This is a genomic window from Micromonospora sp. AP08, from assembly GCF_008085935.1.
Lineage (GTDB): Bacteria > Actinomycetota > Actinomycetes > Mycobacteriales > Micromonosporaceae > Micromonospora > Micromonospora chersina.
In genome coordinates this window covers 698,945-713,233 of record NZ_VSEZ01000001.1, presented here as the reverse complement: position 1 = coordinate 713,233, position 14,289 = coordinate 698,945, and the positions used below count along the sequence as shown (strand labels likewise).

General features: G+C 75.2%; 14 protein-coding genes. All 14 read right to left on the bottom strand.

All coding sequences use genetic code 11. The features are described from left to right. Positions 1–94: 94 nt before the first annotated feature. On the bottom strand, positions 95–1,081 hold the full coding sequence (locus FXF50_RS03210) for a hypothetical protein (RefSeq protein WP_148425656.1): 987 nt from the start codon (positions 1,079–1,081) through the stop codon (positions 95–97). A gap of 53 nt (positions 1,082–1,134) precedes the next feature. Continuing rightward, positions 1,135–2,769, bottom strand: a complete 1,635-nt coding sequence (locus FXF50_RS03205) for a serine/threonine-protein kinase (protein ID WP_148425655.1) — start codon at positions 2,767–2,769, stop codon at positions 1,135–1,137. Beyond that, positions 2,766–2,972 carry a hypothetical protein gene (locus tag FXF50_RS03200; RefSeq protein ID WP_148425654.1) on the bottom strand — a complete coding sequence of 69 codons (207 nt, stop codon included), beginning with the start codon at positions 2,970–2,972 and terminating at the stop codon, positions 2,766–2,768. Before FXF50_RS03200 ends, FXF50_RS03205 begins: the two co-directional genes overlap by 4 nt. A 36-nt stretch (positions 2,973–3,008) precedes the next feature. Continuing rightward, the gene (locus FXF50_RS03195; protein ID WP_091306538.1) at positions 3,009–3,509 is read right to left on the bottom strand and encodes a hypothetical protein; all 501 of its coding nucleotides are present in this window, start codon (positions 3,507–3,509) and stop codon (positions 3,009–3,011) included. A gap of 17 nt (positions 3,510–3,526) precedes the next feature. Further along, the gene (locus FXF50_RS03190) at positions 3,527–4,336 is read right to left on the bottom strand and encodes a hypothetical protein (RefSeq protein WP_187399483.1); all 810 of its coding nucleotides are present in this window, start codon (positions 4,334–4,336) and stop codon (positions 3,527–3,529) included. After that, entirely contained in the window at positions 4,333–5,565 is a 1,233-nt protein-coding gene (locus FXF50_RS03185) for an MCE family protein (protein ID WP_148425652.1), read from the bottom strand. Before FXF50_RS03185 ends, FXF50_RS03190 begins: the two co-directional genes overlap by 4 nt. Then, positions 5,562–7,007 carry an MCE family protein gene (locus tag FXF50_RS03180; RefSeq protein ID WP_255509855.1) on the bottom strand — a complete coding sequence of 482 codons (1,446 nt, stop codon included), beginning with the start codon at positions 7,005–7,007 and terminating at the stop codon, positions 5,562–5,564. The genes FXF50_RS03185 and FXF50_RS03180 overlap by 4 nt, the downstream gene beginning before the upstream one ends. Further along, positions 7,004–8,248 (bottom strand): MCE family protein, encoded by a 1,245-nt coding sequence (locus FXF50_RS03175; RefSeq protein WP_148425651.1) that lies wholly within the window; start codon positions 8,246–8,248, stop codon positions 7,004–7,006. The genes FXF50_RS03180 and FXF50_RS03175 overlap by 4 nt, the downstream gene beginning before the upstream one ends. Further along, a complete protein-coding gene (locus FXF50_RS03170) occupies positions 8,248–9,234 on the bottom strand; it encodes an MCE family protein (protein WP_148425650.1) in 987 nt (328 codons plus the stop codon). The genes FXF50_RS03175 and FXF50_RS03170 overlap by 1 nt, the downstream gene beginning before the upstream one ends. Beyond that, a complete protein-coding gene (locus FXF50_RS03165) occupies positions 9,231–10,265 on the bottom strand; it encodes an MCE family protein (RefSeq protein WP_148425649.1) in 1,035 nt (344 codons plus the stop codon). The genes FXF50_RS03170 and FXF50_RS03165 overlap by 4 nt, the downstream gene beginning before the upstream one ends. After that, a complete protein-coding gene (locus FXF50_RS03160; RefSeq protein WP_148425648.1) occupies positions 10,262–11,551 on the bottom strand; it encodes an MCE family protein in 1,290 nt (429 codons plus the stop codon). The genes FXF50_RS03165 and FXF50_RS03160 overlap by 4 nt, the downstream gene beginning before the upstream one ends. 5 nt (positions 11,552–11,556) lie before the next feature. Beyond that, positions 11,557–12,360 (bottom strand): ABC transporter permease, encoded by an 804-nt coding sequence (locus tag FXF50_RS03155; protein ID WP_148425647.1) that lies wholly within the window; start codon positions 12,358–12,360, stop codon positions 11,557–11,559. Position 12,361: 1 nt separating this feature from the next. Then, the gene (locus FXF50_RS03150) at positions 12,362–13,132 is read right to left on the bottom strand and encodes an ABC transporter permease (protein WP_148425646.1); all 771 of its coding nucleotides are present in this window, start codon (positions 13,130–13,132) and stop codon (positions 12,362–12,364) included. Between the two features lie 76 nt (positions 13,133–13,208). Then, the gene (locus tag FXF50_RS03145) at positions 13,209–14,177 is read right to left on the bottom strand and encodes an ABC transporter ATP-binding protein (protein ID WP_148425645.1); all 969 of its coding nucleotides are present in this window, start codon (positions 14,175–14,177) and stop codon (positions 13,209–13,211) included. Positions 14,178–14,289 lie beyond the last annotated feature (112 nt).

Below are 14,289 nucleotides of genomic sequence, written 5' to 3'. Positions count from 1 at the left end.
GTCCCCGAAATTGTCTTTCATCGAAGGGCCTCCACGCAGATGGTCAGGGGTCGTCCGCCTGGAGCTACCCTGACCAGCCGTTCGGGAAACGCGGTCAGCCCCCGGGGCAGCGGTAGCGGACCTGCGTGCCGGCCTGCACCGGCGACGGCTCGATGATGTTGACGGTGGCGGCGCCGGCGGTCGCGCCGACCCCGCTGAACGTCCACTTGAGGGTGAGGGTGGCGGTCCGCTGGCCGCGGCCGACCCGCTCGGTGAGCAGGCTGCCCGGCGGCGCGTCCGAGCGGAACCACTGGTAACGGATCACGCCGCCGCGCCCGTTTGTGCGCACGGTGGCCACCACGTCCACGGTGACGTCGCAGGCCACGCCGGGAGGCCGGGGCACCGCCACGGTCACCCCCTCGACCTCCAGCGGGCGCAGCCGCTGCCAGAGGTAGAGCCCGACCACCACCAGCAGCGCCGCGGTGAGCAGGGTGGACAGCACCGAGACGACCCGGCGCCAGACCGGGCGGGGCCGCCGCGCCGGGGGCGCCGCGGGCCAGGCCGGAGCGGGCGGCGGGGTGGCCGGCACGCCGGGCCCGAAGCGCAGTTCCCCGCCGGGCGGCGGCGCCGTGCCGCCGCTCACCGCCCGCGCGTCCGCCGTCGCCTCGCGGTACGCCCCGGCGGTCGGCGCGCCCGGGTGCGGCGCGGTGCGGTGCCCGGTCGGCCCGGCGGTGTACGACGCCGCTGCGGTCGGGGCGTCGAACCGAGTGATCGGCTCCGGCGTCGCACCGAAGTGCACGGTCGGCCCTGCGGCGCCCGGCTCGCCCATGGTCGGTGCGTCGAACCGGGCGGTCGGCTCCGGCCCGCCCAGGTGCGCCGTCCGGTCGTCGCCGGGCCACCCGGGCGACGGGGACGGCGCGCCGAGGTGCACGGTCGCGTCCGGGTTCAGGGGCGGGTCGGGCCGCGCCGGCGGGCCGAGGTGGACGGTGGCGTCGACGTGGTGCGCCGGGTCGCCGCCACGACCCAGGTCGACGGTCGCGCCGGGGTCGGCGGGCAGCGCCCGGGTGGGCAGGGCCTCGGTCGGCTCCTCGGGCCGGGTCACGCCGGCCGTCCCCGGGACACGGTGCAGGTCTGCGCAGCGGGCACGGTCGACTCCTAGCCGGGAGTGCAGTAGTTGTAGAGCGTCACGTACACCGGCGACGCCGAGGTGGTCGCGTTGCCGGCGGTGTCGACGGCGGTGACCTGGACGGGGATGCGGCTGCTCCGCTTCGGCGCGGACAACGGGCCGAGCGTGCCCCGGAACACGCCGCGCCCGGCGGAGGCCATCGACCCCGTCCGGGTGACGCCCTCCAGGGTGTAGGCGAAGGTGACCTTGAGCGCCGCCGGGCCGCTGCGGTCGTCGGTGACCGTGGCGGTGACCGTGGCGGTCTGGTAGCCGTACGGGCAGCCGTTCGGTTCGAGCTGGCCGGGGTCGGCGGCGACACCACCGACGGTGGGGGCGGTGACGTCCGGCGGCGGGGGCGGCGAGCTGCTGGTCGACGGGGTCGGTGCGGGCGCGCTCGTGCGTACCGGTGAGCGGGTGGGTGTCGCGGAGCGGGAGCCGGTCGGGGTCACGCTCGGGGTGGCCGGCGCGGACGGGGTGGCGGTCACGGTCGGCGTCGGCGTGCCCGTCGGGGTGGCGGGGGCCGGACCGGCGGTGGTGGCGGGGTCGGCGACGGCGGGGCCGGTCGGGCCGCCGGCGGTCACCGGATCGTCGTGCGCGGCGTAGCTGTAGCCGGCGCCGCCGACCAGCAGGGCGGCGGCGAGGGCGCCGGCGGCCAGCGCGGTCCGGGCGCGGCCCCGGCGGAACCGGCCGCCGCGGCCCGCCGTCGCGCCGAGCGTGGTGCTGGCGAGGCTGGTGGCGCCGCCCGCGCCGTCGGGGAACGGCCAGAGCGCGGCGAGCAGGGCGGCCCGGCGGGCCAGCTCGCGCAGGCCCCGCTCCTCCCAGTCCTCGCCGTAGCCGGCGCCGGCCACCCGGTCGAGGAGCTCCAGGAACACCTGGGCGGGCTGCGGCCGCTCGTCGGGGCGCTTGGCCATGCCGTGGCGGAGCAGCTCGTGCACCGGCGCGGGGGCCGGGTCGGTGGGGATGGGCGCGGAGGCGTGCTGCTCGCGCAGGCTGAACAGGTCGGGCCCCGGGTACGGTGGCCGGCCGGTGAGGCACTCGAAGAAGGTGGCGGTGGCCGCGTAGATGTCGCAGGCCGGGCTGGCCGGCGCGCCCGTCCACTGCTCGGGGGCCATGTAGCGCGGCGTGCCGGAGACGGTGCTGTCCGAGCCCTGCCCGACCGGCATGGCGATGCCGAAATCGGCGAGCTTGCTCAGCCCCTCGCCGGTGACCAGCACGTTCTCCGGCTTGTAGTCGCGGTGCACCACGCCGTGGGCGTGCGCGGCGGCGAGCCCGGCGAGCGACCCCTTCAGCACGCAGAGGGCCGCCTCGGGGGTGGTCGGGCCGTGCGCGCGCAACATCTGGCGCAGCGACACCCCGTTGACCAACTCCATCACGATGGCCGCGCCGTGCGGCGACTCGACGTACTCGTAGAGGCGGCTCACGTGCCGGTCGTCGATCTCGCCGAGGAGCCGGGCCTCCTCCCGGAAGGCGGTCCGGAAGGAGGAATCCGCGCCGATGTCGCGTACCAGGTACTTGATGGCGACCGGGGTGCCGGTGGCGTCGTGGGTGGCGAGCACGACGCTGCCCGACGCACCGGCGCCGAGCCGACGGACCGGCGTGTAGCCGGACAGCTGCCAGCCGCTCATGCGACGAACTCCACGGCGTTCCAGGGGCGGGTGTCGGCCACCGCCTCGCTGGTCATTCTGGTCGCGCCGGAGCCGCCGTCCATCGGCGCAACGGGTGCTTCCGCGCGCCGGACGGCGACCCCGGACCCGGGGTGCCGGCCGGGTCCGGGGTCGGTCGCGGACGGGTCGGCCAGGTCGGCGGGCCGCTGGTCGGTTTCGGACACACCGCCACAGCTAGCAGACGCCGGCAAGCCCGCCGGTCAGATGGCGGTGGCCTGGACGACCTTCCACTCGCCGTGCACCGGCACCAGGGTGAGCACCACCCGGTTCTGGTCCACCTTCTCCCCCGCCGTGGTCACGTTGCGCCGGTACTGGTTGAGGTAGAGCAGCAGCTCCACCCGGTCCGGCTCGGCGCTGACCACGCCGGTGGCGGAGACCTCGGCGAGCACCACGGCCTGCTGTTTCGTGGCCGTCGCCTTGAGCGCGGTGGTGGTCTGCGCGTACTCGTCGGCGAAGCCGCCGGTGGCGAAGGTACGGCCGTTGGCGACGCTGTCGTCGAAGGTGCGGTAGTCGTACGAGAAGAGGGCCTTGGCGGCGGCCGGCGCGGTGGCCAGGGCCTGCCGGACGGCCTGGTCGCGCTGCCCGGCGCGGCGGTCGGCGGTCCAGCCGGCCACCGCCACGGCGGCGGCCAGCAGCAGCGCGACGACGAGCAGCGGCACGGGCCGCAGCGGGGGTCGACGCAGGACGGTCGGTACGCGCATCGGTCTCCTCCTGTCGGTCATCCGACGAACTGGAGCTTGGTCACGAGCCAGTCCCCCGAGTCCCGGTCCCGGACCAGGTCGAGCTGGATCCGGTAGTGCGACGGCCGCCCGTCGGGCGCCTTGACGTTGCGGACGGTGGCGTCGACCGCGACCAGCACCACGGCGCGCCGCCGGTCGCCGGAGACGATCCCGGCGCGCAGCACGCTGCCCTGCGACTGGACCTTGTTCTCCACCACGGCGGCGCGGACCTGGGCCTGGCCGCGGGTGAACTCGTCCTTGAAGTCGCCGGTGGCGCCGGCGGTGATCCGGCTCAGGTCCCGGTCGACGCTGGCCGCGCTGACCGAGACGAAGTTGACCGCGGCCTGCCGGCCGGCGGCGACGGCCGCCCGGCGGGCCTGGTCGGTGGCGCGGTCGACGTACCAGCGGTGGCCCTCCACGCCGGCGCCGGCCAGGGCGGCGGCAAGCAGCACCACGAGCAGCGCGGTGAGCGCCCGGGCCCGGCGGCGCGGGCCGGCGGCGTCCGGCGCGGCGGCGGCGTCCCGCTCGGCCGCGGCGTCCGGCTCGGCGGACTCCGCGTGGGGGTCGGGCAGGTCCTCGACCTCGGCGGGGTCGCCCACGACGGTCAGGTCGCCGGCCTCGGTGGGGTCCTCGACGGGTTCCCGGTCGAGCCGTTCCAGCACCCGTTCGATCGGCTCGGCGGGTGCGGGCACCCGGGTGACCAGGCGGCGGCGCGGCGGGGTCGGGCCGCCGGCCTTCGCGCCCTTGATGACCTTCAACGTGGTGTTCCTACGGCTGGGCACCGCCACCTCCTCGGGTACGCCGGTCACGGGGTCACCCCGGCGAGCAAGAGCTGTTTCCAGGACTGGGCGCCGGCGGTGCGGTACTGGCCGCCGGTGCCGCCGAACTGCAGGGGGCGGCCGTCGGCGCCGAGCACCAGGCCGGTCGCCGGGTCGTACCCGGGGTCGCCGCCCCGGTCGGGCGGGGGCGCGGGGTCGGCGCCGCCCGGCCGGGGGGCGTTCCCGGCGCCGCGCACGCTCGCCCCGGCGGACCGCTCGCCGGCGTCGCACCGGGTGCCACCGCCGGAGTAGACGCAGGGCGGCGGGTCGCCGGCGTTCACCACGAGACCGAGGTGCGCGGTGCCGTCGCCGGGGGTGACCGTGAACCCGCCGGCCACCGCGATCGGGTACACCACCAACAGTTGCTCGATGCCGGGCAGCCGCCGCGCGGCGATCCCGTTGACGGTCACCAGGTTGCCGAGCAGCACCCCCACGTCGGGTTCCAGGCCGCGCAGCAGCGCCCGCAGCTCCACGCCGGCGGGCGGTCCGTCGGCCAGCAGCCGCCGCAGGTCCGGGTCCGCGGCGCGCAGCGTGGCGGTGAGCTGTGCCAGCCCGGCCGACCAGCGGCGCAGCGCCTCGGCGGACTCGGCCTGGGTGGTCAGCACGGTCCGCGCGTCACGGATCAGCGCGAGGGTCTCGGGCAGCCGCTGGTCCGCCTCGGCCAGCAGGGCGTCCCCGGCGTCGAGGAGGCGGGCCAGGGCCTGCTCGTTGCCCTCGAACGCGGTGCCCAGCTCGGTGATGAGAACGGTCAGGTCGTCCGGGTCGACCGAGCGGACCAGCGCGTCCAGGTTGGTCAGCAGCGTCTCGGGGGCCAGCGGGAGGCCGGTCCGGGCGGCCGGGATCACCGCCCCGTCGGCCAGGTACGGCCCTCCGTCGCGGTCGGGGCGCAGGTCGAGGTACTGCTCCCCGACGGCGGACCGCTGGGCGACCACGGCGCGCAACGCGTCGGGAACCCGGACGCCCCGGTCGATGCGCAGGTCGGCGCGGACCCCGTCGCCGTGCAGGTCGACCGCGGTGACCCGGCCGACGGGCACGCCGCGGTAGGTCACCGGGGCGTTGGCGAACAGCCCGCCGGCGCGGGCCAGGTCGACGTGGACGACGTAGCCGGTGTGGAAGAGCCGGTCGCCGAGGCCGACGTAGCGGATGCCGACGTAGCCGACGCCGAGGATGCTCACCAGCACGAAGGCGAGCACCTGGAGCTTCACGGTGCGTCCGATCACGGGATCAGCCCTCCCCCGAGCACGTCGGTCAGGTCGCCGATCTGGCCGGTGACGGCGCCGGTCACCGGGAGCACGCACTCGGCGGTGAGCACGGTGCCGTCGGGCAGTTCGGTGCCGGCGGGGAGCGCGGTGCCGGGCGGCACCAGGCCCTTGGGCAGCAGCAGCCCACCCAGCGGCACGGTGGAGCCGGGCTTGAGCAGCTTGCAGCCCTCCGGCAGCCCGCACTCCTTCGGCGGGGTGAAGATGGCCGGGAAGTCCTTGAGGTCCGGCAGGCACCGCAGCAGCGGCAGGTCGGGGAGGATGCCACCGCCGGGCTTGGCGCCGGGGCGCGCCGGGGCGCCGCCCGTGGCGGGCGGCCGGGGGGCCGTCGGGGTGACCGGTCGGGACGCCCGCGGCGCCGGGGCGGGCGCGGCGGCCACGAGGTTGGCCAGGATGCTGGCGGCGTCCAGGTCGGCCGTGACGGACAGGTTCACGAAGTCGCCGACGATCGCGCCCGTGACGTTCGGCGGGAACGGGTACGACAGCATGAAGTCCAGCGACTTCGGCAGGTCGTCGCCGGCCCGGGCGAGCTGCTCCAGGATCGGTTGCAGGGACGTCACCGCGGCCACCGTGTCGGCCCGGCTGCGCTCCACCACCCGGGTGCCCACGGTGCCGAGCCGGCCGAGCGCGGTGAGCGCCTTGGTGAGCTGGGCCCGCTGCCGGGCCAGGACGGTGAGGCCCGGGGCCAGGGAGTCCAGCGCGTCGCCGACGACCTGGCGTTGCCGGGCCAGCCGGCCGCTGAGCCGGTCGAGCGCGTCGATGGCGCGGACGATGTCGGCCTTCTGCCGGTCGAGCCCGCCGAGGAAGGTGTCCAGCTGGGTGAGGGTGTCCCGCAGCGCCGGCTCGCGGCCGGCCAGGGCCCGGTTCAGCTCGGCGTTGATGGTCCGCAGCTGGGCCAGGCCACCGCCGTTGAGCAGCAGGCCCAGGGCGGCCAGGACCTCCTCCACCTCGGCGCCGCGGCTGGTGCGGGACAGCGGGATGAGGTCGCCGTCGGCGAGGTCGCCGCGGGCCGGCTCGGCCGGGGGCGGGGCCACCGCCACGTACTTCTCGCCGAGCAGGCTGCTCTGGCGGACGGCGGCGGTGGCGTTCGCCGGCAGCCGCACCGCCCGGTCGATGCGCAGCCGGACCCGGGCGTGCCAGCCGTCCAGCGAGATCTTCTCGACGCTGCCCACGGTGACGTCGTCGACCTTCACGGCGGCCCGGGGCACCAGGTCCAGCACGTCGGTGAACTCCGCGGTGACCGTGTAGCCGGGCCCGGTCGGCCGGCCGCCGGGCAGCGGCAGGTCGGCGACCTCGGGCAGGCCGCAGCCGGCGGGCAGCAGGGCCACGGCCAGGGCGCCGGCCAGCAGCCGGAGCCGCCGGGCGCGGGTGCCGGCGGGCGCGCCGGACGGCCGGGCGGTCACGCCGGGCCCCGCAGGATGCCGCCGAGCGTGGGGTCGCTCGGGATGGTGGAGCCGCCCGGCGCCTGGTCGGCGGTCGGCGCACCGGGGGAGCTGACAGGTCCCGGTGAGGACCCGCCTCCCGCCGGGGCGCCGGGCGGCAGCTTGAGCAGCTTGCGCAGCTGGTCGGTGAGGGGCAGCCCGCGCTGCCGCAGGGTCTGCGCGAGCTTGGTGCAGATCGCCGGCACCTCCGCGGCGGGAAGCTGGGCGGCCATGAGGGAGCAGGCGAAGGTCGCCGGGTCGTACGGGCCGAGCGGGTTGTCCCGGGTGTCCAGGGTGCCCGAGCGGGGGTTGTAGGCGAGGTTGAGGTTGCCGATGGCCAGCGGGGCCACGTCGAGGATCTGGATGACCGCCTGCTGCTGGCGGACCAGGACCTTGGTGATGTCGGCCAGCGCGGTGACGTTCGAGGTCAGCGCCGTGCGGTTCTGCCGGACGAAGGTGGTCACGTCGCCGAGCGCGGCGGCCAGGTTGCGCAGCGCCCGGGCCAGCTCCTCCTTCTCGCCGGCGAGCTGCTCGGCGACGTCGGCGAGCTGCTGCTGGAAGCGGCGTACCTCCTGGTCGCTGCGGGCCAGGGTGGTGGTGAAGCGTTGCAGGTTGACCACCGTGCCGAAGAGGTCGCCGCGCCCGTTCGACAGGGTGGTCAGCGCGCGGGAGGCCCCGTCGAGGGTGTCGTGCAGGTTGGCGCCGTTGCCGTCCAGGTTGGCCCGGCCGGTGGCGACCAGGTCGGACAGGGCGCCGTCGGCGTTGGCGCCGCTCGGGCCGAGGGTCCGGTTGAACTCGTCGAGCGCGGCGTAGATGTCGTCGATCTCCATGGGCGCGGCGGTCCGGTCGACCGGGATCCGGGCGCCGTCGTCGAGCGCGGCGCCGCCCGTGTACGCCGGGGTGAGCTGCACGTACCGGTCGCTGACCACGCTGGGCGGGACGATCAGCGCCTGCGCGCCGGCCGGCAGCCGCAGCTCCGGGTCGTAGCGCATCTCCACCCGGACGACCCGCCCCTGCGGGACGACCTTCTCGACCTCGCCGACGCGGACGCCGAGGATCCGCACGTCGGAGCCGGCGTAGACGCCGACCGCGCGGGTGAAGTATGCGACGACGCGCCGCTGGGGCGGTTCGTGGCGCCACACGGCCGCCCCGGCGGCGACGGCGATGACGAGCACGGTGGCTGCGGCGAGCGGGCGCCGCCAGCGCTGGATCCGACCGGGCATCAGCGACCTCCGGTGGCGGCGGGCAGGTACGGCTGGAGCAGACCGTCCACGTACGAGTCGAACCAGCGGCCGTTGCCGACCACGTTGGCGAACGCCGTGACGAACGGGCCCATCCGGCGGACGGTCTGCTCCAGGTCGTCGCGGTTGCGTTGCAGGACGGCCACCACGTCGCGCAGCTTGCGCAGCGCCGGTTGCAGCTGGGTGCGGTTGTCGGCGACCAGCCCGGAGAGCTGGGTGGCGAGCTGGTCGGTGCCCACCAGGAGCTGGTGGATGGCGTCCCGCCGCCGGCTGACCTCGGTGAGCAGCTTCTCCCCGTCGGTGACCAGCTTGCGGAACTCCTCGTCCCGCTCGGCGAGCACGCCGGTGACGCCCCGGGCGCGGGACAGCAGGGTACGCAGCTCCGCGTCGCGGGAGGACACCGTGCGGGACAGCCGGGACAGCCCGGTCAGCGAGGTGCTCACGCTGGGCGGGGTGTCGGCGAACGTCTCCGACAAGGTCGTGAACGCGCGGGCGAGCTGGTCGGTGTCGACCTTGTCGAGGGTGTCGGCGAGGCCGGTGACGGCCTGCACCACGTCGAACGGTGCGGCGGTGCGGTCCAGCGGGATCTGCGCGCGCTCGGGCAGCTTCCCCGCGCCGGCCGGGGCGAGGGCCAGGTACTTCTGCCCGAGCACCGTCTTGATCCGGATGGTCGCGCCGGTGTCCCGGCCGAGGCGTACACCGTCGTCGTCGACCCGGAACCGGACCCGCACGTACGGCTGGGGCGCCCGGGCCAGTTCCACGGCGGTGACCACCCCGACGCGCACGCCGGCCACCCGGACCTCGTTGCCGGTGGACAGGCCGCTGGCGTCGTGGAACGCGGCGGCGTACGCCCGGCCGGTGAGCGCGGCGATCCGGTCGAGCTGGAACGCGCCGAGCAGGACGGCGACGAGCACGGTCAGCCCGACCGCGCCGACCACGACCGGGTTGCGTTCGCGGAAGGGTCTCACCGGGCACCTCCCGTGGCGCAGCGGGCGGCGGTGGCGTCGACGCCGGGCACGGTGAGCGGCGCGTGGCCGTCGACGGCGAGCCGGCCGTCGAAGTCGCAGAGGTAGAAGTTGAACCAGGAGCCGTAGGAGGCGACCCGGGTCAGCGACTCGTAGCGCTGCGGCAGCCGGCCCAGGGTGGCGTCGATGACGGCGGAGTTGCGGTTCAGCGTGCCGGCCAGCTCGTCGAGGGCGCGGACGTCGGCGGCGAGCGGCGGCCGGGTCTGGCGCAGCAGCCCGGCGGTGGTGTCGGTCAGCTCGCCGAGGCTGACCAGCGCCTCGCCGATGGCGGTGCGGTCGGCGGAGAGCCCGGAGACGAACTGCTGGAGCTGGCTGATGCTCTGGTCGAGTTCCTTGTCGTGGGCGGCCAGGGTGCCCAGCACCTGGTTGAGGTTGGTGACCACCCGCCCGATCACCGCGTCCCGGTCGGCCAGGGTGCTGGTCAGCGAGGCGGTGCGCCGCAGCAGGCTGGCGACCGTGCCGCCCTCGCCCTGGAGCACCTGGACGATCTCGTAGGCCAGCTTGTTGACCTCGGCGGGGTCGAGGGCGGTGAACAGCGGCCGGAAGCCGTTGAACAGCACGGTCAGGTCCAGCGCCGGCTTGGTCTGGGCGAGCGGGATGAGGCCGTCGGGACGCAGCGGGCGCGGGTCGCCGGGGCCCTCGGTCAGCGCCAGGTAGCGCTGGCCGACCAGGTTGCGGTAGCGGACGGCGGCGCGCACGCCGACGGCCACCGGCACGTCCCGGTCGACGGTGAAGGCCACCTCCGCGGTGGTGTCCTCGACCACCCGGATGTCGCTCACCTTGCCCACCCGCACCCCGGCGATCCGCACGTCGTCGCCGGCGAGCAGCCCGGTGACGTCGGTGAACCGGGCCCGGTAGGTGGTGCCGGCTGGCGGGAACGCGCCGAGGGTCTGCGCGAGCAGCGCGGTGGCCAGCAGCGTGACGGCCGCGAACACCACGAGCTTCACCAGCGCGGGGGTCGTCTTCCCGGTCATCGGGCGGTCACCACCGCTCCACGCAGCAGCGGGCCCCACAGCAGCACCGCGAAGTCGGGCACCTCGGCGGGCGGCGTCCCGGTGAGCCCGCCGACCAGCGGCGCCACCAGGGCCCGCTCCTCGGCGGTGCCGGCCCGGCCCATCGCCGGGGACGCCGGCGCCGCGGGGCCGCCGCCGGCCGGCACGCCGACGGGCAGAGGCGCGGGGGTACGGGCGCCGCGGTAGTCGTAGCCGTCGGCGACCGGCACCTCCGGTGCGGGCACCTTCGGGTGCGGCAGGCCCCGGCAGTCCGGGCCGTCCTGGGCGCCGTAGACCGGCTCGTCGCGGCCCCGCTCGTACGGGCCGCCGTCGCGGGTCACCTCCAGGGTGATGTGCATCCGGCCACCGGCGAAGACCTCCTCGACCCGGGGTTGCAGGGCGACCAGCCCGTGCACGAGGCACGGGTACTCGGGCGCGTAGGCGGCCAGCAGCTCCAGCACGGGGCGGCTGACCTGGCCGAGCCGGATGATCTGGTCGCCGTGGCGGTCCAGGAAGCCGCGCGCCGTGTCGGCCGTGTCGGTGGTGTCGGCGAGGAACGCGGCGAGCTGGTCGCGCTGGTCGCCGATGGTGCCGGCGGTGACGGTCACGTCGCGCAGCAGGGCCAGCAGGTCGGGCAGCGCCGCGTCGTAGCTGTCCAGCACGGCGGCGAGCTGGCGGAGGTCCTCGGCGATCGTCGGGAGCTGCGGGTTGAGCTGCCGCAGGTACGCGCCGAGCCGGGCGAGGTTGGCGCCGAGCCGTTCGCCGCGCCCCTCCAGGGCGGTGGCGATGGCGCCCAGGGTGGTGGCTAGCTGGTCGGGGCGGATCGACTGGAGCAGCGGCAGCGCCTCGTCGAGCACCCGTTCCAGCTCGACGGCGGTGCGGCTGCGGTCCTGGGTGATCACGGCGCCGTCGCGGATCGGCCCGGCGGCGCTGCCCGGGGGCGGGACGAGTTCGACGTACCGCTCGCCGAACAGGGTCTTGGGCAGCAGCCGGGCGGTCACGTCGGCGGGGATCCGGGCGGTGGCGGCGGGGTCGAGGGCCAGCCCGATCACCGCGCCACGGCCGTCGCTGCGCACCGAGCGGACGTCGCCGACCACCACACCGCGTACCTTCACGTCGGCGCCCTCGATCAGGTGCAGGCCGGCGCGGTCGGCGCGGAGGGTGACCCGGTCGACCGGGGTGAACGCCCCGCGGTACTGGAGCACGGCGGCGGTCAGCGCCGCGGTGAGCAGGGCGACGAAGACGAGGCCGAGAAGACGGTGTCGCATGGTCGTCACCCCGCGATCCGGACGGTGGTGGTGGCGCCCCAGATGGCCAGGGACAGGAAGAAGTCCACGACGTTGACCGCGACGATCGCGGTCCGCACGGCCCGCCCCACGGCGATGCCGACGGCGGCCGGCCCGCCCTGGGCCTGGTAGCCGTACCAGCAGTGCACCAGCACCACGATCACGCTGAACACCAGCACCTTGCCGAAGGACCAGAGCACGTCCTCCGGCGGCAGGAACAGGTGAAAGTAGTAGTCGTAGGTGCCGGCGGACTGTCCGTAGTAGCCGACCGCGATGGTGCGGGTGGCCAGGTAGCTGGCGAGCAGCCCGAGCACGTACAGCGGGATGACGGCGATGAAGCCGGCGATCATCCGGGTGGTGACCAGGAACGGCAGCGAGGGCACGCCCATCACCTCGAGCGCGTCGACCTCCTCGGAGATCCGCATGGCGCCGAGCTGGGCGGTGAAGCCGCAGCCGACGGTGGCCGACAGCGCCAGCGCGGCGACCAGCGGCGAGATCTCCCGGGTGTTGAAGTACGCCGAGACGAAGCCGGTGAACGCGCTGCTGCCGAGCTGGTCGAGCGCCTGGTAGCCCTGGAGCCCGACCTCGGTGCCGGTGAAGAAGGTGAGGAAGCAGATCACCCCGACGGTGCCGCCGAACACGGCGAGCGCCCCGGTGCCGAAGCTCACCTCGGCCAGCAGCCGGATCACCTCGCGCCGGTAGCGGCGCAGGGTGCGCGGCGTCCAGGCCAGGGCGCGCAGGTGGAAGGCGAGCTGGCCGCCCAGGTCGTCGAGATACCGCAGGACCGCCATGTCAGCTCCCCTTCTGCGGGACGACCTGGAAGTACACGGCCGTGACCACGAAGTTCAGCGCGAACAGCAGCATGAAGGTGATCACCACGCTGCGGTTGACCGCGTCGCCCACGCCCTTCGGCCCGCCCTTGGCGGTCATCCCCTGGTGGCTGGCGACCAACGCGGCGGCGGCCCCGAACAGCAGCGCCTTCACCTCGCCGACCAGCAGGTCGGGCAGTTGGCCGAGGGCCTGGAAGCTGGCCAGGTACGCCCCGGGCGTGCCGCCCTGGAGCACCACGTTGAACGCGTAGCCGCCGGTCACGCCGACCACGCTGACCAGGCCGTTGAGCAGCACGGCGACCAGCATCGAGGCGAGCACCCGGGGCACCACGAGGCGGTGGATCGGGTCGATGCCGAGCACCTGCATGGCGTCCAGTTCCTCGCGGATCTTCCGCGCGCCGAGGTCGGCGCAGATGGCCGAGCCGCCGGCGCCGGCGATGATCAGCGCGGTGACGATCGGGCCGGCCTCGCGGACCACGGCGAGCACGGAGGCGGCGCCGGTGAACGACTGCGCGCCAAGCTGGCGGACCAGCGAGCCGAGCTGGAGCGCGATGACCGCACCGAACGGGATGGAGACCAGCGCGGCGGGCAGGATCGACACCGAGCTGATGAACCAGGCCTGCTGCACGAACTCGCGGACCTGCACCGGCCGGCGACCCAGCCCGCGCAGGGTGTCCAGGCAGAACGCGAAGAACTCGCCGGTGTGCCGAACGGCGGCGACGGGGGCGCTCATACCGCCACCTCGCTCCGCTCGGCGGCGGCACGAGCGCCGACGCTGCTGAGCCTGATGGCTCGCTCGCTCCGCTCGCTCACACCGCCACCTCGCTCGGTTCGGCCGCCCAGCGGCCCTCGAACGATCCAGGCGGCGGGGTGACGCCGTTGTCGCGGCACCACTGGCCGGGCGGGCGCTCGGCGCGGCGCGGCCGCCCGTCCGACGGGGGCAGTTGCAGCGGGATGGGCGGCAGCGGCGGCAGCTCCACACCGGCCTGCGCCTCGGCCGCCAGCTCCTCGGCGTCCTTCTCCTCGGCCATCCCGATCGGGCCGATCCGCTGCGCGTTGAGGAACTGCCGGACCACCGGCTCGGTGCTGGACAGCAGCATCTCCCGCGGCCCGAACATGGCCAGGTGCCCGTGGTAGATCAGGCCGATGTTGTCCGGCACCGTCCGGGCCGTGTTGATGTCGTGGGTGACGATCAGGAAGGTCGCCCCGGTGCGCTGGTTGAGGTCGACGATGAGCTGGTTGAGGTAAGCGGTGCGCACCGGGTCCAGCCCGGAGTCCGGCTCGTCGAAGAGGATGATCTGCGGGTCGAGGACGAGGGCGCGGGCCAGCCCGGCCCGCTTGCGCATCCCGCCGGAGATCTCGCCGGGCAGCTTGTGCTCGGCGCCGACGAGGCCGACCATCTCCAGCTTCTCGGTGACCACCGCCCGGATCTCCGACTCGGAGCGGCGGGTGTGCTCGCGCAGCGGGAACGCCACGTTGTCGTAGATGGTCATCGAGCCGAACAGCGCGCCGTCCTGGAACAGCACGCCGAACAGCTTGCGCACCTCGTACAGCTCGCGTTCGGAGAGCTTTGGCAGGTCCCGGCCCTCGATGACGACGGAGCCCCGGTCGGGCCGGAGCAGCCCGACCAGCGTCTTGAGGAACACCGACTTGCCGGTGCCGGAGGGTCCCAACAGGACGGAGATCTCCCCGGCGGGCAGGGTCAGGGTGAGGTCCGACCAGACCGGGTGCCCGCCGAAGGACTTGGTGAGTCCACGTACCGCGACCTCGACGCCCATCGTTCCCCTCCCTTCGTGTCTCACCTGGAACATCGGGCGGGGGCGGCGGGGCGCAACAACTACTTTGGGTCATCGGTCGGGGACGGGCCGCGAGCTATGCAAAACCCCGGAG

Coding starts and splice junctions, on each gene's coding strand:
- FXF50_RS03155 (WP_148425647.1), bottom strand. CDS start 12,360: ATGGCGGTCCTGCGGTATCTCGACGACCTGGGCGGCCAGCTCGCCTTC.
- FXF50_RS03165 (WP_148425649.1), bottom strand. CDS start 10,265: ATGACCGGGAAGACGACCCCCGCGCTGGTGAAGCTCGTGGTGTTCGCG.
- FXF50_RS03175 (WP_148425651.1), bottom strand. CDS start 8,248: ATGCCCGGTCGGATCCAGCGCTGGCGGCGCCCGCTCGCCGCAGCCACC.
- FXF50_RS03145 (WP_148425645.1), bottom strand. CDS start 14,177: ATGGGCGTCGAGGTCGCGGTACGTGGACTCACCAAGTCCTTCGGCGGG.
- FXF50_RS03205 (WP_148425655.1), bottom strand. CDS start 2,769: ATGAGCGGCTGGCAGCTGTCCGGCTACACGCCGGTCCGTCGGCTCGGC.
- FXF50_RS03150 (WP_148425646.1), bottom strand. CDS start 13,132: ATGAGCGCCCCCGTCGCCGCCGTTCGGCACACCGGCGAGTTCTTCGCG.
- FXF50_RS03160 (WP_148425648.1), bottom strand. CDS start 11,551: ATGCGACACCGTCTTCTCGGCCTCGTCTTCGTCGCCCTGCTCACCGCG.
- FXF50_RS03195 (WP_091306538.1), bottom strand. CDS start 3,509: ATGCGCGTACCGACCGTCCTGCGTCGACCCCCGCTGCGGCCCGTGCCG.